Below are 17711 nucleotides of genomic sequence, written 5' to 3' on the forward strand. Positions count from 1 at the left end.
GATGTTAATGCATCAATTAATATCCTGCGATATGCGGATAAAGATTTAATCACTGCATAAGTGGTGATTAAGGCGGTGAGTTACACCGTGACAGCCTATGGAATTGAGGTAATCCCTAAAGCAAATGCTTTAGGTTCTTGATGGTGAAGTAGGAATTAAACATCAAACCCACATTGAGTAGGTTTGAGTAGGTTTTAAATAACGGTTATTCACTCGAGATAAATTCATCAAGCTGCGACTTTTTGTAAGGCAACACCTGTGACTTTTTGAATTTCATCAAAACTGACATCGGGTGCAAGTTCAATCAACTTTACGCCTTGTGGAGTAATATCAAGCACGCCTAAGTCGGTAATGATACGATGCACCACCGCTTTACCTGTGAGTGGCAAACTGCACTGCGATACAATTTTAGGCGTACCATCTTTGGCACAATGTTCCATCAACACCACAACTTTTTGTACGCCTGCAACCAAATCCATTGCACCGCCCATACCTTTAACTTTCTTGCCGGGAATCATCCAGTTGGCAAGATCGCCTTGTTCAGAAACTTCCATTGCCCCTAAAATAGCGATATTGACATGCCCGCCACGAATCATGGCAAAGGAATCTGCGCTAGAGAAAAAAGCCGCACCTTTACGCGCTGTCACAGTTTGTTTACCTGCATTGATCAGGTCGGCATCTACAGTTTCGGCAGTTGGGAACTCACCAATGCCAAGCAAGCCATTTTCGGACTGTAACCAGACATTGATATGTTCAGGAATATAATTGGCGACCAGTGTGGGTAAGCCAATGCCTAAATTGACATAAAAACCATCTTCTAATTCTTGTGCAGCGCGCTGCGCCATTTGATTACGCGTCCAAGCCATGTCTTAAGCCTCCGCCTTTAAAGTCATTTGTTCAATCCGTTTTTCTGGGCTTGCATTGAGGACAATGCGGTTCACATAAATACCAGCTAAGTGGATTTCGTCGGGGTCTAAATCGCCAATTTCAACGATTTGTTCAACTTCGGCAATGGTGATTTTGCCTGCCATAGCACAAACAGGATTAAAGTTTTGTGCTGTTTTACGGAAAATAAGATTACCCGCTTTATCTGCTTTGTAGGCTTTGACCAAAGCGACATCTGCAGTCAAAGATTCTTCTAAAATATAATCTTTGCCGTTAAATTCACGGACTTCTTTGCCTTCTGCAATGACAGTGCCTACACCTGTTGGGGTGAAAAATGCAGGAATACCCGCACCGCCTGCGCGTAATTTTTCTGCCAGTGTGCCTTGCGGGGTAAGTTCAACTTCCAGTTCACCGCTTAAAAACTGGCGTTCAAATTCTTTATTTTCGCCGACATAAGATGAAATCATTTTTTTAATTTGTTTGGTTTCAAGCAATAAGCCTAAACCAAAACCATCGACCCCTGCGTTGTTGGAAATACAAGTCAGCTGTTTCACACCTGTATCTTTTAACGCAGCAATCAAGGCTTCAGGAATACCGCATAAACCAAAACCACCCACCGCCAAGGTATGCCCATCTTGAACCACGCCATTTAATGCAGCTTGTGCGCTGTCATATACTTTATTGGACATTTGTCACCTCTTTATTCTCTGCACGGCATTCACTTGCCATGTTGTGTTGTTGCCATCCTTATTGCTTATGTTCCAATGCTATTGAGGATGAAATGGGTTTTAAGCACAAACCTTTTGCCAGTAGGCATTGGCATAGTGAGATGGATTATCACGCTGTAAGATATTGCTGATGTTGCGACTGGCTTGCATCAGCGGCTCTAACCGCACACCTGTTTCAAAACCCATCTTGGACAGTAAATAGTACAAGTCTTCGGTAGACACATTGCCCGATGCACCTTTGGCATACGGACAGCCACCCAAACCAGCAATGGATGAATCAAATACACGAATGCCTTGTAAGAGCGATTGATAAATATTGGCAATCGCCATGCCGTAAGTATTGTGAAAATGACCTGCTAAAACTTTGGCATCGACCTCTGCCAAACATGCATCCCAGACTTTTTGCACACGGTCAGGGGTTGCTGTACCAATGGTTTCACCCAAAGACACTTCATAGCAGCCCATGTCCAATAATTGCTGTGTGACTTTTGCGACTTGTTTCGGGTCAATTGCGCCTTCATAAGGACAGTCCACCATACAAGATACATAACCACGCACGCGAATGTTGTGCGCTTTGGCTTGACGCATGACATCGCTAAATTTTTCCAAACTTTCTTCAATTGAACAGTTGATATTTTTTCGGGTAAAGCTTTCAGAAGCGGCGGTAAACACGGCAACTTCTTTGCAACCCACCGCCAAAGCCGACTCAAAACCTTTTGAGTTTGGGGTCAGTAAACTGAATTGAATGTTTGGGTTTTGTGGCAGGCTGGCAAACAGCACATCGCTGTCTGCCATTTGCGGTACCCATTTGGCCGATACGCAAGAACCGACCTCAATGCTGCTTAAACCTGTTTGCATTAAATCCAAAATCAGGTTTTTACGGTCTGCCAAAGTGAGTGGCGTTTTCTCATTTTGCAGACCATCTCGTGGGCCAACCTCTACAATTTTGACAAATTCAGTCATGCAACTTCCTCCGTCAAGGCTTCAAATTCAACCAGTTCATCGCCTGCTTTGACCTGATCGCCCGCTTGGAAGTACGAACTTGCCACAATGCCATCGAAAGGCGCACGAATTGAATATTCAATTTTCATGGCTTCCAGTGTCATCAGTACATCATCTTTTTTCACACGGGCATTGGCTGCCACCAAAACTTGGGTGATTACACCCGGCATTGGTGCAGTCAGATTGTTGGCATTGTCTTGTTGATCATCGCTGTTAAAGTTTGCTTGTACATAGCTAAACACATGACGCTGACCGTTTTGGAACAGGGTGATGCCTTGCGCATGTTGGTTAAATGCTATTTTTTGTTGCTGACCATTGATACAAACCTGTAGACGATGTGCATCCAAAAGCTCGCCTTGAACGCTCAGCGTTTGCCCATTGTAGTGAGCCTCAAAACCAGAAGTGCATGGTTTTAACTGGATTTTGAGTGTTTGGTCATTGCACTGTAATTGCACTGTGTGGGCGCTTTGCTGATTTAAGCGCCAGAAGTGGTCTTTTTGCCAAACCGCGTTGTTTGCCGCTTTGTTGTTTTGAATACGAGAAAGTACATCAATTAACGCAGCTGCAACGACAGTTTCTGTAGCGACTTCAGGTTTTGCGTTAAGTAAAAATGCTTCCTCACGTTGAATAAGCCCTGTATCCAAATTGGCATGTTTAAAGGAATCACACAGCACCAAACGATCCAAGAATGCAATGTTGTTGCCTAAACCATCGACGTGGAACTGACCTAAAGCATGGTGCATTTGCGTTAATGCTGCTTCACGGTTTTTACCCCAAACAATCAGTTTGGCAATCATTGGGTCGTAGTAGGTGCTGATTTCATCACCTTCGACAATCCCGCTATCGACACGTACGGCATCATTTTGCTCTGGATAATGCAGATAGCTGATTTGACCAATGGCAGGAATAAAGCCTTTTTCTGGTTCTTCGGCATACACACGCGCTTCAAGGGCATGACCATGAATTTGCAATTCATGTTGCTGTTTTGGCAATGGCTCACCAAAAGCAACTCGCAATTGCCACTCAACCAAGTCTTGCCCTGTAATCATTTCTGTGACGGGGTGTTCGACCTGCAAGCGGGTATTCATTTCCATGAAATAAGCAGTACCGTCTTGCTCGACAATAAACTCTACCGTACCTGCGCCCACGTAATTTACAGCACATGCGGCATCAATTGCGGCTTGGCGCATAGTTTCGAGTTTATCTTCTGGCATTTTTGGTGCAGGTGCTTCTTCAAGCACTTTTTGGTGGCGACGTTGTACCGAGCAATCACGTTCAAACAAATGCACGTAGTTGCCGTGAGTATCGCCAAAAACCTGTACTTCAATATGACGTGGTTGAATCACATAGCGTTCAATCAGCACATCTTCATTACCAAAGCTAGAACGTGCTTCACTTTTACATGAAGCGAGTGAGCTGAGAAAGTCTTCACTGCGTTCTACTAAACGCATGCCTTTACCGCCACCGCCTGCACTGGCTTTAATGAGCACAGGATAACCAATGCTGTCGGCTTGTTGCTTTAAAAATGCCGCATCTTGATTGCTGCCGTGGTAGCCCGGAGTTAGTGGCACACCTGCTTTTTCCATCAAGGCTTTAGAGGTTGCTTTTAGACCCATCGCCAAAATGGCTTCAACTGGCGGGCCAATAAAAACAATATTGTTGTCTTTACAGGCAAGTGCGAATTGGTCATTTTCAGATAAGAAACCATAACCCGGGTGAATCGCTTGTGCACCTGTGCTTTTGGCTGCCTGAATAATACGTTCAACTTGCAAATAACTTTGTGCCGCAGGCGATTCACCAATATAAATGGCTTCGTCTGCCAGTTTAACGTGTTGTGATTGCGCATCGGCATCTGAATACACCGCGACAGTTGCAATCCCAAGTTTTTTTGCGGTACGAATTACACGGCAGGCAATTTCACCACGGTTGGCAATTAAAATCTTTTCAAACATCGTGCGATCCTTCTTTTATTCTGCCGTGGTCTTGATCCAAGCCGGGCTTTGTTTATTTAAAAAAGCATTTAAGCCATTTTTCGCCTCAGTTCCTTGGCGAACATGTGCAATATGCTGTGCAGTTTGTTGGAGTAAATCTTCGGTCAAAACTTGATGATTAACCATCTGAATCAGTTGTTTAGAAGCATGTTGCGCTTCTGGGCCACCAAGCAATAAGGCTTGCACAATTTCATCAATTTTGCTGTCTAAGTCTTCGGCTGAAGTGACTTCATGCGCTAAACCAATTTGCTGTGCCTGTTCTGCAGAAATACGCTCTGCCGTTAAAAAGTAACGTGATGCCTGACGTGCGCCAATCGCACGAATGACGTAAGGGCTAATGGTAGATGGTGCTAAACCTAAACGTACTTCAGAGGTCGCAAACTTGGCATCGGTGCTGGCAACGCAAATATCACAGGCAGCTGCCAAACCCATACCACCACCAAAGGCAATACCATGCACACGGGCAATAGTCGGTTGTTTTAACGTCGCTAAACTTTGCAGCATTTTTGCCAGTTTTAGGGCATCGGCTTGATTTTCTGCTGTAGAAGCTTGACCTGCCTGTTTCATCCAGTTCAAATCTGCACCTGCAGAAAAGCTTTTGCCGCGTCCTGCCAAAATCACCACTCGAATATCATCACGGCTATTCAGTGCCTGAAAGCAGGCGTGTAATTCTTCAATCACCTCTGTATTGAAAGCGTTATGCAATTCCGCACGATTAATCCAAACCGTAGCCACTTGGTTGTTCTGTTCGAGCTGTAAAAACTGATAATCCATTTTGTCACCTCTTACATGCGGAACACGCCAAATTTGGTCGGTTGGATGGGTGCATTGAGGGCAGCGGCTAAACTTAATGCCAAAACTTCACGCGACTGTGCTGGATCAATCACACCATCATCCCATAAGCGTGCAGACGCATAATATGGATGACCCTGACGTTCGTATTGTTCACGAATTGGCTGTTTGAACTGATCTTCTTCTTCTGCAGACCAGCTACCACCTTTGGCTTCAATCTGATCACGCTTTAAGGTAGACAATACGCTCGATGCTTGTTCGCCACCCATCACTGAAATACGTGAGTTTGGCCATGTCCACATAAAACGTGGTGAATAAGCACGACCACACATCCCGTAGTTACCTGCACCAAAAGAACCGCCAATCACCAAAGTCAGTTTAGGCACATTGGCTGTGGCAACCGCCATCACCAGTTTGGCACCATTTTTGGCAATGCCTTCATTTTCATATTGGCGTCCAACCATGAAGCCTGTGATATTTTGAATAAATAACAGGGGAATGTTGCGTTGGGTGCATAGTTCAATAAAGTGTGCGCCTTTTTGTGCCGACTCGGAAAATAAAATACCGTTGTTGGCAATAATCCCGACAGACATACCATATAGTTTGGCAAAACCTGTAATTAATGTGGTGCCAAAGCGCGCTTTAAATTCATCAAAACGTGAACCATCGACAATACGGGCAATCACTTCACGTACATCAAACGGTTTACGCGCGTCAGTCGGAACAATGCCATACAGTTCAGAGGCATCGAATAATGGTGCTTCTATATGCTCAGGCTGCGGGTTTGGCTTTTTATTTAAATTGGCAACGATGTTGCGGGCAATTGCCAAGGCATGTTCATCATTTTCTGCCAAATGATCGGCTACACCTGAAAGGCGAGTGTGTACATCGCCACCACCCAAGTCTTCGCTGCTAACCACTTCACCTGTTGCGGCTTTAACCAGCGGTGGGCCGCCCAAGAAAATTGTCCCCTGATTACGCACAATGATGGTTTCATCTGACATGGCAGGGACATACGCACCGCCTGCGGTACAACTTCCCATCACAACGGCAATTTGGGCAATGCCCATGCTCGACATACGCGCTTGGTTATAGAAAATGCGTCCGAAATGATCACGGTCTGGAAAGACTTCATCTTGTAGCGGCAAATATGCACCGCCAGAATCGACCAAATAAATACAAGTCAGGTGATTCTGTTCGGCAATTTCCTGTGCGCGTAAATGCTTTTTCACAGTCAGTGGATAGTACGTTCCACCTTTTACTGTGGCATCGTTGGCAATGATCATGCAGGTCACGCCATTCACTTGACCGACACCCGCCACTACACCCGCAGCAGGGACATCATCCTGATAGACCTGATAAGCGGCCAACTGACCAATTTCAATAAATGCAGTACCCGGATCGATCAGGTGGTCAATCCGTTCACGTGGCAGTAATTTGCCACGGTCTAAATGTTTTTGGCGTGCAGTTTCGCCACCACCCAAAGCAATTTTTTGGACTTTTTCTCTGAGGTCATCGACTAGGCTTTGCATCGCAGCTTGGTTGTTTTTAAACTCGTCGCTGCGAATATTAATTTTGCTCTGTAATTGATTCATGCCAACATCCTTGTCTATTCTTGTGATTTATTTTTAGGCAGTTTCGTTAAACAATTCACGGCCAATCAACATACGGCGAATTTCTGAAGTACCCGCACCAATTTCATAGAGTTTGGCATCACGCCATAAACGTCCTGCAGAGAACTCATTGATATAGCCATTACCGCCCAAGGTTTGGATGGTTTCACCTGCCATCCATGTGGCTTTTTCGGCAGCGTATAAAATGGCACTGGCTGCATCTTTACGTAAACTACGGCTGTGTTCAGCTTTGTCACATTCTGCGCCAACGGCATAGACCAGTGCTTTACATGCCAACCAAGTCGAATACATATCGGCAATTTTGCCTTGCATAAGCTGGAATTCACCCAATGCCTGACCAAACTGTTTACGCTCATGAATATAAGGAATCACGGTATCCATGCAGGCATCCATAATGCCTAGCGGCCCTGCACTTAAAACTGCACGTTCATAGTCCAGTCCACTCATTAGTACTTTTGTACCATTGCCCACACCGCCCAAGACGTTTTCTTTTGGTACTTCAACATTGTCAAAGAACAATGGATAGGTATTTGAGCCGCGCATCCCGAGTTTGTCTAAATGGCTGCCGTGGCTAAAACCTGACATGGTTTTTTCAATTAAGAAAGCAGTCATACCTTTGGCGCCTGCCTGTAAGTCAGTTTTGGCATACACCACCAAAACATCGGCATCACCGCCATTGGTAATCCACATTTTTGAGCCGTTGAGCAAGTAATGATCGCCTTTATCTTCAGCTTTCAGTTTCATGCTAACCACGTCTGAGCCTGCATTTGGTTCAGACATTGCCAAAGCGCCGACGTAATCGCCTGAAATCAGTTTTGGTAAATAGCGTTGCTTCTGTTCTTCTGTCCCATTTCGCTTAATTTGGTTCACACATAGGTTAGAATGAGCACCGTAAGACAAACCAATGGATGCTGATGCACGAGAAATTTCTTGCATGGCAATGATGTGAGCTAAATAGCCTAAGTTAGTGCCGCCGTATTCTTCACTCACGGTTAAGCCAAGTAAGCCCATATCGCCAAATTTTTTCCAAAGCTGGGCAGGGAATTCGTTATCACGATCAACCTGTTGAGCAATGGGTGCAATTTCCTTTGCACAAAAAGCAGCGATTGAATCGCGCAGGGCGATTAAGGTTTTATCTAAGCCGAAGTCTAAGCTTTGTAAAATCATGTGTTCATCCATCCTGTGGTTATATTTGTTGTTCCTAAAACAAGCATTGTTGTTGTGCTTAGGTTCTAACATACATCGAAAATTTAAAAAAGTGAACTAAAATTCACAAAATGATTTACAATTCATTTTATCTGGTTGAGAATAAGATATGAGTTATAAAAGATCATCATTGATGCAGGAACGTATGGAACAAAATCGCATGGCGATTTTAGATTCTGCTCGTGAACTTATTGCTCATGGGGGCTTTAAAGAAGCGTCTATCCAAGCCATTGCAGAACGCGCAGGCGTATCTACAGGTTTGGTGTATCGCTACTTTGAAAATAAAAGTCAGATTTTGATTGAAGTTTTATCGGATGCGATTCGTCGTGAGGTCGAAATTTTGGACCACATTGCGAAGTCAGATTTAAGTGCAAAACAAAAATTGCAAAAATCTGTCACCACTTTTGTGAAGCGTGCGATGAACAGCCCTCAATTGGCGTATTCGTTAATGTTCGAGCCTGTAGACCCAGAAATGGAACATGAGCGTTTTCGCAGTAAACAACTGATCAAACAGAGCATCAAGGAAATTTTGGCTGAAGGAAAAGTCAATGGTGAGTTTGATTTTGAAGATTTGAACACTGCTGCTTTGGGTGTGGTTGGCTCCATGACCTTTGTAGTGATTGAACCTTTAAACCCGTCTCGCAATGTGATGTTTGATCAAAATTATAAAGATTACTTTGTCAAACAAATTGCCGACTTTTGTGTAAATGCAGTGCGAAAACAGCAGGGAGGGTAGTAAAAACAACGCACAAAACAGGCAAAAAGTAATCGTCGTCATAATGGAAAACAGAATTACAAAGAATCAAGGAGATCGATTCAATGACACAAGTACGGTTAAGTTATGCCTATGGCACCAGTAATCAGCCTTTGTTAGGCATGACCATTGGTGAAAAGTTTGATCAGGCTTGCCAGCAATATGCAGATCAGGATGCTTTGGTAAGCGTGCATCAAAATGTGCGTCTGACCTATAAGCAACTACAGCAACAGGTCAATGCCTTTGCCTGTAGTTTGTTAAAACTCGGTTTTAAAAAAGGTGACCGCCTTGCCATTTGGTCTCCGAATTGTGTGGAATGGACGATCACTCAATTCGCAGCCTTTAAGGCAGGGGTGATTTTGGTGAATTTAAACCCAGCCTATAAAAGCAATGAACTGGAATTTGTGCTCAACAAAGTTTCCTGTAAAGGTTTGGTAATTGCATCGCAGTTTAAAAGTACCAACTATCAGGACATCTTAACGAAAATTGCCCCAGAGCTGTGTCAGGCAGACAATAAAGTCCTCAACGCCAAGCGTTTACCGCATTTAAAGCATGTGATTAAAATTGATGATCAAGCACATACAGGAATGCATCGTTTTCAGGATTTATTGACAGCTCCAACCACACACATGCTGAAAAAACTGCAACACATTGCCAGTGAGTTGCAGTTCGATGAAACCATTAACATTCAATTTACCTCAGGCACGACGGGCAATCCGAAAGGCACTATGCTGACCCACAACAACATTTTAAATAATGGTTACTTTGTAGGAGAAGCAATTCATTTAAGTCCACAAGACCGTGTTTGTATTTCCGTACCGCTGTTTCACTGCTTTGGTATGGTGATGGGCAATTTAGCGTGTATCACACATGGTTCAACCATGGTCTATCCATCGGCAGTGTTTAACCCGCTCGATACCTTAAAAGCCATTCAGCAAGAAAAATGTACAGCTGCTTACGGCGTACCGACCATGTTTATTGCCATTTTAGAGCATGAACAGTTTGATGAATTTGATTTATCTAGCTTGCGTACAGGCATCATGGCAGGCAGTCCGTGTCCGCAAGAAATTATGCAACGCGTCATCGACCGTATGCACATGGCGCAAATCACCATTTGTTATGGCATGACCGAAACAGCGCCTGTGAGCGCACAAAGTTCGACTGAAGATTCGGTGGAACGTCGAGTCAGTACGGTGGGGCGTGTACATCCACATCTGGAAGTAAAAATTGTCGATGAAGAAGGCAAAGTCGTGCCGCGCGGACAGTTAGGAGAATTGTGTGTGCGTGGTTATTCAGTCATGCTGGGTTACTGGGATGAACATGACAAAACCCAAGAAGTCATTGATGTTGCACGTTGGATGCACACAGGCGACATTGCAGAAATGGATGATGAAGGCTTTGTAAAAATCAAAGGTCGCATTAAAGATGTGGTGATTCGTGGCGGTGAAAACCTGTTCCCGAAAGAAATTGAAGATTTCTTATATACTCACGATGCGGTCTGCGATGTGCAAGTAATTGGCGTGCCAGATCATCGTTATGGTGAAGAACTATGTGCCTGTATTATTTTGCATGAACACCATGAATGTACCGAAGAGGCAATTCGCCAATACTGTGCAGAACACATTTCACACAATAAAGTCCCACGTTATGTGCGCTTCTTTAGTGAATTTCCAATGACCGCTTCAGGCAAGGCACAGAAATTTAAATTACGTGAATTTATGCGTGAAGAATTAAATTTAAAGGAAATTGCTTAAGGCATTATTTCAGCTATTTACTGCTGCAAGATCGACCTTTTAATTTTGTCAGCACACACCCTTTATTTCTCACGCAGAGATAAAGGGATACTCTATACAGGAATAATCACACTAAAAATATATCGCATGCTCGGCTTAATAAAAGATGGCACAAGTTTAAGCATGATGCGTGATAATCAAGGATGAAAATAATGACCGTACGCAATGATTGGACTCGAGAAGAAATTCAGCAGTTATATGAGCAACCTTTTCTGGATTTAGTCTTTGAAGCACAGCGTGTGCATCGCCAACATTTTGCTGCCAATACCGTACAAGTCAGTACCTTATTGTCGATTAAAACAGGCAAATGCCCTGAGGACTGCAAATATTGCTCGCAATCTGCGCATTATGATTCACAGCTTGAAGCTGAAAAACGTATTGCAGTTGATAAAGTCATTCAAGAGGCTAAAGAAGCTTTAGCATCAGGTTCTTCACGTTTTTGTATGGGCGCAGCATGGCGTAATCCGCATGAACGCGATATGCCGTATGTTTTAGAAATGGTGCGTGAAGTCAAAGCACTCGGCTTAGAAACTTGCATGACTTTAGGGATGTTGAATCAATCTCAGGCAGAACGCTTAAAAGATGCAGGTTTGGATTATTACAACCACAACCTAGACACATCGCGTGAATATTATCCGAATGTCATTAGTACTCGTAGCTTTGATAACCGCTTAAATACTTTGGATATTGTGCGTCAAACAGGTATGAAAGTGTGTAGTGGCGGTATTGTCGGTTTAGGTGAAGACACCCAAGACCGTATTGGTTTATTGCATGAATTGGCGACTTTACCGTTACACCCTGAATCTGTGCCAATCAATATGTTAGTACCGATTAAAGGCACACCACTGGCTGAAGTCGAAAAATTGGATGTCATTGAATGGATTCGTACTATTGCGGTTGCACGTATTATCATGCCAAACAGCTACATTCGTTTATCTGCAGGGCGTGAATCGTTATCTGATTCAGATCAGGCGTTGGCATTTATGGCAGGTGCGAACTCGTTATTCTCAGGTGAAAAGCTTTTAACCACACCAAACGCAGGCGAAGGCAAAGACAAACAATTGTTCCAAAAATTAGGCTTAGTGCCTGAACGTGCCAAGCCAACCGTTTCGGAATTGTCGGTAGATGCAATGGCTGTGGCTTAAGCAGATCTTGAAAAAGACTCAGATATTTAATGTCAGTAAATTAAAGAAGAATCATGTGATATGGCAAAAGATTTTCACAGTGCAACTGTGGTTGCAGGCTATGACAGTCATATTCGGAAACTCATTCCCGGATATGAATTGGTACATCAACACATCAATGCAATTTTAAGTAGTCATTTGTCCGAAATAGCACAAGTTTTAGTGGTGGGGTGTGGCACAGGCTATGAGTTGCAGTATTTACTGCAGCAACATCCACAGTGGCAATTTACGGCCATCGACCCATCTTTAAGCATGTTACAGCAGGCAGAAAAAAACATTCAGTCTGTGGCAGGGCATGAGCGAGTACGTTTTATACAGGCAGATACCCACCAATTTGCCCAACAAGCGCAGGTTGAAAATTTGCAGTTTGATGCGGCATTGGCGATTTTGGTGGCGCATTTTGTGCCAGTCGCAGAAAAAACATTATTTTTTCAAGATATTTACCAAACATTAAAACCTACAGCGATTTTATTAAGCTATGATCTGATGCAGCAGACTGAAAATATAGAACTGCGCTGGATGCAGAATTTGGCACTAGAGAGTGGTTTAACCGTGCTACAGGCAGAAAAAATGATTGCACGACTGGCCGATGATTTTCATTTAATTTCTGCAGAAGCACAGAGGTCATTACTCACTCAGGTGGGTTTTAGGCAGTCTAAGGCCTATTGTCAAATTATGAATTATTATGGTTTTTTTGCGCAGAAATAGTTGATCAATAACATCATTCAATCAGCAGTATTTGTAGTAAAAGTATTCGCACAAAAAAGTTAGATCAGGGAAAGAGAGAAAATGTCAGCATATTACACTTTACTCAAACGTGAACAACATGCCGATGGTGGCTGTACTGCGTACTATCGTTGCAACATTCATGCACAAGGCGCGTGGAATCCGCATGAACAACACATGGCACCTGCAACGGGTATTTTGTGTGCAGAACTTGAGCAATTTATGCCGCGTGATGATATGCAAATTGGTCGGGTCGGTTTAGATATTTTTGGCTTAATTGCCTTTGGTGAATTTAGTATCACCACCCGTATGATTCGACCGGGTAAAACCATTGAGCTGATTGAAGCGGAAATGTGTGCTGAAGGAAAAACCTGTATTGTGGCGCGTGCATGGAAAATGAAAACCTCAGATACACGCGCAATTGCAGGATTGGAAGATTTACCGATAGAAAACCCTGAATATTTGCCCGATTGGGATGGCATGCGTTGTTGGCCGGGCGGCTATATTCAAAGCATTGAAACCCGTGCGCATTTAGATCGTCGTGCAGGTAAGGGCATCGTTTGGTTAAGAAACCAATTGGATATGGTTGAAAATCAAAGCACATCTAGTTTTGTGCGTTTATTGGGGATGGTGGATACCGCCAATGGCGTAGTGCCACGTTTAGACCCGAATGCGGGTTGGGGTTTTCCAAATTTAGATTTGCAAATGCATTTACACCGTTTACCGCAAGGCGAATGGCTAGGCTTGGAAGTAACACAACAATATGGTGAAGATGGTATTGGCTTAACGAGTGCAGTTTTGCATGATACTCAAGGGCCATTTGGACGTAGTGAGCAGATTTTAACTTTGCGTCAATTCTAAATCTATTCGATATCAAACAAAAAACATCAGGACGAATTGCTTCGTCCTTTTTTTATTGGCATGCTGTGTGCAGATTATTTCATCTTATTTTATCTGAAAGTATTATGCGAATTAGTTTGATTGGTGCAGGGCGCGTTGCACATCATTTGGCTCATGTTTTAAACGCACAGCATCAAATTGTGCAAATTTATAGCCGTAGTCTGGACAAGGCGCAGCATTTGGCTGCGCAGGTTGGCGCAGAAGCGATTGCTGAAGTAGAAAAACTTCATTCAGATCTAGATTTAGTGATTATTGCAGTGAGTGATCAGGGCATTGCACAGGTGATTCAGGAAGTTCATCGTGATTTAAATCATGTGTTGATTGTGCATACCTCAGGCAGTACTAAATTAGATGTATTGCAACAGCATCATGTACGTTCAGGGGTATTTTATCCCTTGCAAACCTTTAGTTTAGAGCGTGAAATTGATTGGTCAGAAACGCCTTTATTTATAGAAGCTGCATTTGCTGAAGATCAGCAGCTTTTAATGACTTTGGCAAATAGCCTAAGCAAAAGGGTTTATGCCTATACTTCAGCACAGCGTTTGAGTTTGCATTTGGCTGCGGTATTTGCCTGTAATTTTAGTAATTATTGTTATGACATGGCCAAGCAAGTGGTCGATGCTCAGAAAGTAGATTTCAGTCTGCTGTATCCTCTTATTTTGGAAACTGCGCATAAAGCGACCCAGAATGATCCGCGTCAAATGCAAACAGGGCCTGCTATGCGGGGTGATCACAATATTTTAAAAATGCATCAGGACTTATTGGTAGCAGGGCAGCAACATGCACTTGCCGAAGTTTATGCGCTAATGAGCCAACAGATTTTAACGCGGCATCAATCTTAGTCATTTGATACGATAACACGAGTTCAAATAAAAAATGCTTCCTTGTGGAAGCATTTTTTCTAGCAGAAATTAGTTAATTTTCTTGAAGATAAAATCATTAATCTTATGACCTGCTTCAATTCCGCGGCGTTCAAACTTGGTTTGTGGACGCCATTCAGGGCGAGGGTAGCTATTGCCTTTGCCCGCCAAGTTTTCTAAACGTGGACGGTTGTCTAATACATCTAGCATCCATTCTGCATATGGTTCCCAGTCGGTTGCTGCATGGAACGTACCGCCTAACACTAATTTTTGCTCTACCAACTCCATGCGTTCATGAGCAACAAAACGGCGTTTGAAGTGACGTTTTTTCTGCCATGGGTCTGGGAAATATAACTGTACCGTATCAATGCTATTGTCTGGCATTTCACGTAGCACTTGAATTGCATCGGCATCTAAGACACGTAAGTTGCTTAAACCTGCTGTACCTGCTTCATAAACGCACTGTGCAATCCCTGGAATATGGACTTCAATCCCGACAAAGTTACGTTCAGGATTGGCCTGCGCCATAAGTACCAAAGAACGCCCCATCCCAAAACCAATTTCTACTGTAAGCGGGCGTTCAGGGTGTTCAAAATGTTGACGTAAATCGCCAACAGGATATTCCAAAATTAAGTCGCCGTATTGTTCCAAGGCGCTACGTTGTGACGTATTCAATGGTGAAGAACGGCGCATGAACGTTACAATTTCACGATGCTCGTTGAGGTTGTCCAGCTCGACAACGTGCTGGTCTAATTGATCGTTCGACATAATTTTGGCAAATCTAATAAATTCGAATGCGGTATTTTAAGTCCTGAGCCATTGAAGTCAAATTTTTTCGCTCTTTTTCGCAGCGCCGTGCAAGATTGCGATACATCTGCATCTTTTGAGCATAAAAAATGCCGAATCATTAAGATTCAGCATTTAACATCATCAACGGTATTTTAATACAGTAATTACGAATGGGCACTGTATTGATCAATTAAGGTATGACTGGCTTCATTCAATCCAATAATATGCACTTTAATCTGTTGCGCTTTAAATTTGTTCACCACGCTATTCAGCATATTTACAGAGGTAATATCCCAAATATGTGCATGCGTTAAGTCGATGGTGACATTGCTAATATCTTCTGAAAAATCAAAAAACTGATAAAACTTTTCTGAACTGCTAAAGAAAATTTGCCCTGAAATCACATATTGGCGGGTATGCTCGCCTAATAAAAATGAGCTGACTTTAACTTCACTTTCCAGTTTATTCACCAAAAATAAAGCAGAAAGCAGTACGCCAACAAAAACACCCAAAGCAAGGTTATGGGTAGCTAACACCACAATCACCACAGCTAACATGACTATATTGCTTTGTTTCGGATGCTTTTTAAAATTACGGATGGAATCCCAGTTAAAAGTCGTGAATGACACCATAATCATAATCGCAACCAAAGCTGCTATAGGAATATATGCCAACCAATCTTTGAGAAAAACCACCAAGCACAGCAAAAATACGCCTGCTGTAAGTGTAGATAGCCGTGTACGCGCCCCAGAACTGACGTTGATAATAGATTGCCCAATCATGGCACAGCCTGCCATACCGCCCATAAAGCCACTCACAATATTGGCATAACCCTGACCACGACATTCCTGATGCCGATCTGCTTCTGTGCCTGTGGCTTCATTGACAATCGTAGTGGTCATCATGGTTTCGAGTAAACCGACTGTGGCTAAGGTCATGGCATAAGGAAAAATAATAAATAAAGTTTCAAAATTCAGTGGAATGTCAGGCACTAGAAAAATAGGCAGCGTGTCGGGAAATTGTCCCAAATCGCTTACGGTACGCATATCTGCACCAAGTAATAAAGCAACTACACTCAGCACAATAATGCAGACCAAAGGCGAGGGAATGCTTTTACCAATTTTAGGAATGTATGGAAACAGATAGACTACCGCTAAACCTAATCCTACAAATAAATAGCCTAAGCCATCCATTTTCGATAATTCAGGCAGTTGCGCCACAAAAATTAAAATCGCCAAGGCATTTACAAAGCCATAAACTACCGATTGCGAAACAAAACGCATCAGTTTGGCAACTTTAAAATAGCCTGCTATAACCTGAATCAGCCCTGTGAGTACTGTTGCAGCCAATAAATATTGCAAACCATGTTCTTTGACGAGGGTAATCATCAGTAATGCCATAGCGCCTGTCGCGGCAGAAATCATGGCAGTACGCCCACCAAAAAAAGCAATCGTGACCGCAATACAGAACGATGCATATAAGCCGACTTGCGGATCGACGCCTGCTATAGCCGAAAAGGCAATTGATTCAGGAATTAATGCCAAACCTACCACTAAACCTGCCAAAACATCGGTGCGGATATTGGAAAACCATTCTTCTTTTTTCAGGCTAATCACAATCTCAATTTCATGAAACTTTAAAGGGCTGTATGTTAAAACATCTAGAGATAAAAAAGCAGGCAAAACAGACTTGAAAAAGCCTGTCTTTTGCAGGATAGTCAAAGCGTAAGGGCTTTTTAAGACATTTTCGCTTTTTTGCAATTTATAGGTTCAATCACTTGCAAGTTTGTGACAAGCGATTTACAACAGAGATAGTTATATAACAAGGATCAAATATGAAGCTTTATTATTCACCTGGCGCATGCTCTTTGGCAGCACATATTATTTTAAATGAAGTGAATGTCGATTTTGATATTGAGCGTGTAGATTTAAAAACCCATAAAACAGAAAAGGGTGCCGATTATTATGAAATTAACCCTAAAGGTTATGTACCTGCTTTAGAAATTAACCCAGGTTTAATTTTGACGGAAAACGTAGCGCTATTGCCATTTTTAGCGCAGCAAGACCCTAAACAGGATTTAATTCCGCCATCTGGTTTAGGTCGTGCTAAAGTATTGGAATGGTTGGGTTATTTAAACTCTGAATTACATGACGCTTACTCAGTATTTTTTGGCGCGCCTTTAGATGCAGAAGCCAAAGAAAAAGCCTATGCAGAAATTGATCGCTTGTTGACTTATATTGATCAAGCGATTGCATCATCAGACCATGAATATTTGGTGGATGATAACTTTGGTCCAGCCGATGCGTATTTGTTTGTTATCACTAATTGGTCAAACTATATTGAGCATGATTTAACTCCGTATAGCCATGTGGTTGAAATCCGTAATAAAGTTGCTGCGCGTCAGTCGGTACAAATTGCTATGCGTGATGAAGGCTTGATTCCTTAATCGGCTTTTACTTGCCAGAAT

The 17711-nt window shown here is 42.9% G+C and carries 16 protein-coding genes; 7 read left to right on the forward strand and 9 right to left on the reverse strand.

Features of this window, described 5'->3' with window-relative positions; all coding sequences use genetic code 11:
• Positions 1-227: 227 nt before the first annotated feature.
• The 7 genes from ACEO2X_RS06820 to ACEO2X_RS06850 form a co-directional block, all read right to left on the reverse strand.
• Positions 228-866: a CoA transferase subunit B gene (locus ACEO2X_RS06820; protein WP_004971544.1), complete on the reverse strand. Its 639-nt coding sequence runs from the start codon at positions 864-866 to the stop codon at positions 228-230.
• 3 nt (positions 867-869) lie between these two features.
• The gene (locus tag ACEO2X_RS06825) at positions 870-1574 is read right to left on the reverse strand and encodes a CoA transferase subunit A (protein ID WP_004971542.1); all 705 of its coding nucleotides are present in this window, start codon (positions 1572-1574) and stop codon (positions 870-872) included.
• 99 nt (positions 1575-1673) lie between these two features.
• Positions 1674-2576, reverse strand: coding sequence for a hydroxymethylglutaryl-CoA lyase (locus ACEO2X_RS06830; RefSeq protein WP_096901054.1), 903 nt, complete (start codon positions 2574-2576; stop codon positions 1674-1676).
• Entirely contained in the window at positions 2573-4567 is a 1995-nt protein-coding gene (locus tag ACEO2X_RS06835) for an acetyl/propionyl/methylcrotonyl-CoA carboxylase subunit alpha (protein WP_279186236.1), read from the reverse strand. Before ACEO2X_RS06835 ends, ACEO2X_RS06830 begins: the two co-directional genes overlap by 4 nt.
• Positions 4568-4582: 15 nt before the next feature.
• The gene (locus tag ACEO2X_RS06840; RefSeq protein ID WP_004971533.1) at positions 4583-5380 is read right to left on the reverse strand and encodes an enoyl-CoA hydratase/isomerase family protein; all 798 of its coding nucleotides are present in this window, start codon (positions 5378-5380) and stop codon (positions 4583-4585) included.
• 11 nt (positions 5381-5391) lie between these two features.
• Positions 5392-6993 (reverse strand): carboxyl transferase domain-containing protein, encoded by a 1602-nt coding sequence (locus tag ACEO2X_RS06845; RefSeq protein WP_096901052.1) that lies wholly within the window; start codon positions 6991-6993, stop codon positions 5392-5394.
• Between the two features lie 33 nt (positions 6994-7026).
• Positions 7027-8199: an isovaleryl-CoA dehydrogenase gene (locus tag ACEO2X_RS06850; protein ID WP_096901146.1), complete on the reverse strand. Its 1173-nt coding sequence runs from the start codon at positions 8197-8199 to the stop codon at positions 7027-7029.
• Between the two features lie 148 nt (positions 8200-8347).
• Between ACEO2X_RS06850 and ACEO2X_RS06855 the strand changes: the two genes are divergently transcribed.
• The 6 genes from ACEO2X_RS06855 (at position 8348) to ACEO2X_RS06880 (ending at position 14437) form a co-directional block, all read left to right on the forward strand.
• Positions 8348-8974, forward strand: coding sequence for a TetR/AcrR family transcriptional regulator (locus tag ACEO2X_RS06855; RefSeq protein WP_004971526.1), 627 nt, complete (start codon positions 8348-8350; stop codon positions 8972-8974).
• 83 nt (positions 8975-9057) lie between these two features.
• Positions 9058-10746: an AMP-binding protein gene (locus ACEO2X_RS06860; RefSeq protein ID WP_096901051.1), complete on the forward strand. Its 1689-nt coding sequence runs from the start codon at positions 9058-9060 to the stop codon at positions 10744-10746.
• 191 nt (positions 10747-10937) lie between these two features.
• Positions 10938-11930 (forward strand): biotin synthase BioB, encoded by a 993-nt coding sequence (bioB, locus tag ACEO2X_RS06865; protein WP_371971334.1) that lies wholly within the window; start codon positions 10938-10940, stop codon positions 11928-11930.
• A gap of 60 nt (positions 11931-11990) precedes the next feature.
• Complete coding sequence (locus tag ACEO2X_RS06870; RefSeq protein WP_371971336.1) at positions 11991-12677, forward strand: class I SAM-dependent methyltransferase; 687 nt, start codon at positions 11991-11993, stop codon at positions 12675-12677.
• A gap of 81 nt (positions 12678-12758) precedes the next feature.
• Positions 12759-13556, forward strand: a complete 798-nt coding sequence (locus ACEO2X_RS06875) for a thioesterase family protein (RefSeq protein WP_096902537.1) — start codon at positions 12759-12761, stop codon at positions 13554-13556.
• Positions 13557-13660: 104 nt separating this feature from the next.
• Positions 13661-14437 (forward strand): Rossmann-like and DUF2520 domain-containing protein, encoded by a 777-nt coding sequence (locus ACEO2X_RS06880; protein ID WP_096902536.1) that lies wholly within the window; start codon positions 13661-13663, stop codon positions 14435-14437.
• A gap of 69 nt (positions 14438-14506) precedes the next feature.
• Here ACEO2X_RS06880 and trmB read toward each other — a convergent pair whose 3' ends face one another.
• Positions 14507-15223 carry a tRNA (guanosine(46)-N7)-methyltransferase TrmB gene (trmB, locus tag ACEO2X_RS06885; protein WP_004971514.1) on the reverse strand — a complete coding sequence of 239 codons (717 nt, stop codon included), beginning with the start codon at positions 15221-15223 and terminating at the stop codon, positions 14507-14509.
• Positions 15224-15408: 185 nt separating this feature from the next.
• Positions 15409-16860 (reverse strand): SulP family inorganic anion transporter, encoded by a 1452-nt coding sequence (locus ACEO2X_RS06890; protein WP_096902541.1) that lies wholly within the window; start codon positions 16858-16860, stop codon positions 15409-15411.
• Positions 16861-17078: 218 nt separating this feature from the next.
• Here ACEO2X_RS06890 and ACEO2X_RS06895 point away from each other — a divergent pair, with 218 nt between their 5' ends.
• A complete protein-coding gene (locus tag ACEO2X_RS06895; RefSeq protein ID WP_131261343.1) occupies positions 17079-17690 on the forward strand; it encodes a glutathione binding-like protein in 612 nt (203 codons plus the stop codon).
• The last annotated feature ends 21 nt before the right edge of the window (positions 17691-17711 follow it).

The sequence above is a fragment of the Acinetobacter sp. AL9 genome (genome assembly GCF_041464035.1).
In the GTDB taxonomy this organism is placed as follows: Bacteria; Pseudomonadota; Gammaproteobacteria; order Pseudomonadales; family Moraxellaceae; genus Acinetobacter; species Acinetobacter towneri.

Bases quoted from the DNA above. Each gene is read 5' to 3' on its own strand.
- ACEO2X_RS06820 (WP_004971544.1), bottom strand. From the start codon at position 866: ATGGCTTGGACGCGTAATCAAATGGCGCAGCGCGCTGCACAAGAATTA.
- ACEO2X_RS06825 (WP_004971542.1), bottom strand. From the start codon at position 1,574: ATGTCCAATAAAGTATATGACAGCGCACAAGCTGCATTAAATGGCGTG.
- ACEO2X_RS06830 (WP_096901054.1), bottom strand. From the start codon at position 2,576: ATGACTGAATTTGTCAAAATTGTAGAGGTTGGCCCACGAGATGGTCTG.
- ACEO2X_RS06835 (WP_279186236.1), bottom strand. From the start codon at position 4,567: ATGTTTGAAAAGATTTTAATTGCCAACCGTGGTGAAATTGCCTGCCGT.
- ACEO2X_RS06840 (WP_004971533.1), bottom strand. From the start codon at position 5,380: ATGGATTATCAGTTTTTACAGCTCGAACAGAACAACCAAGTGGCTACG.
- ACEO2X_RS06845 (WP_096901052.1), bottom strand. From the start codon at position 6,993: ATGAATCAATTACAGAGCAAAATTAATATTCGCAGCGACGAGTTTAAA.
- ACEO2X_RS06850 (WP_096901146.1), bottom strand. From the start codon at position 8,199: ATGATTTTACAAAGCTTAGACTTCGGCTTAGATAAAACCTTAATCGCC.
- ACEO2X_RS06855 (WP_004971526.1), top strand. From the start codon at position 8,348: ATGAGTTATAAAAGATCATCATTGATGCAGGAACGTATGGAACAAAAT.
- ACEO2X_RS06860 (WP_096901051.1), top strand. From the start codon at position 9,058: ATGACACAAGTACGGTTAAGTTATGCCTATGGCACCAGTAATCAGCCT.
- bioB (WP_371971334.1), top strand. From the start codon at position 10,938: ATGACCGTACGCAATGATTGGACTCGAGAAGAAATTCAGCAGTTATAT.
- ACEO2X_RS06870 (WP_371971336.1), top strand. From the start codon at position 11,991: ATGGCAAAAGATTTTCACAGTGCAACTGTGGTTGCAGGCTATGACAGT.
- ACEO2X_RS06875 (WP_096902537.1), top strand. From the start codon at position 12,759: ATGTCAGCATATTACACTTTACTCAAACGTGAACAACATGCCGATGGT.
- ACEO2X_RS06880 (WP_096902536.1), top strand. From the start codon at position 13,661: ATGCGAATTAGTTTGATTGGTGCAGGGCGCGTTGCACATCATTTGGCT.
- trmB (WP_004971514.1), bottom strand. From the start codon at position 15,223: ATGTCGAACGATCAATTAGACCAGCACGTTGTCGAGCTGGACAACCTC.
- ACEO2X_RS06895 (WP_131261343.1), top strand. From the start codon at position 17,079: ATGAAGCTTTATTATTCACCTGGCGCATGCTCTTTGGCAGCACATATT.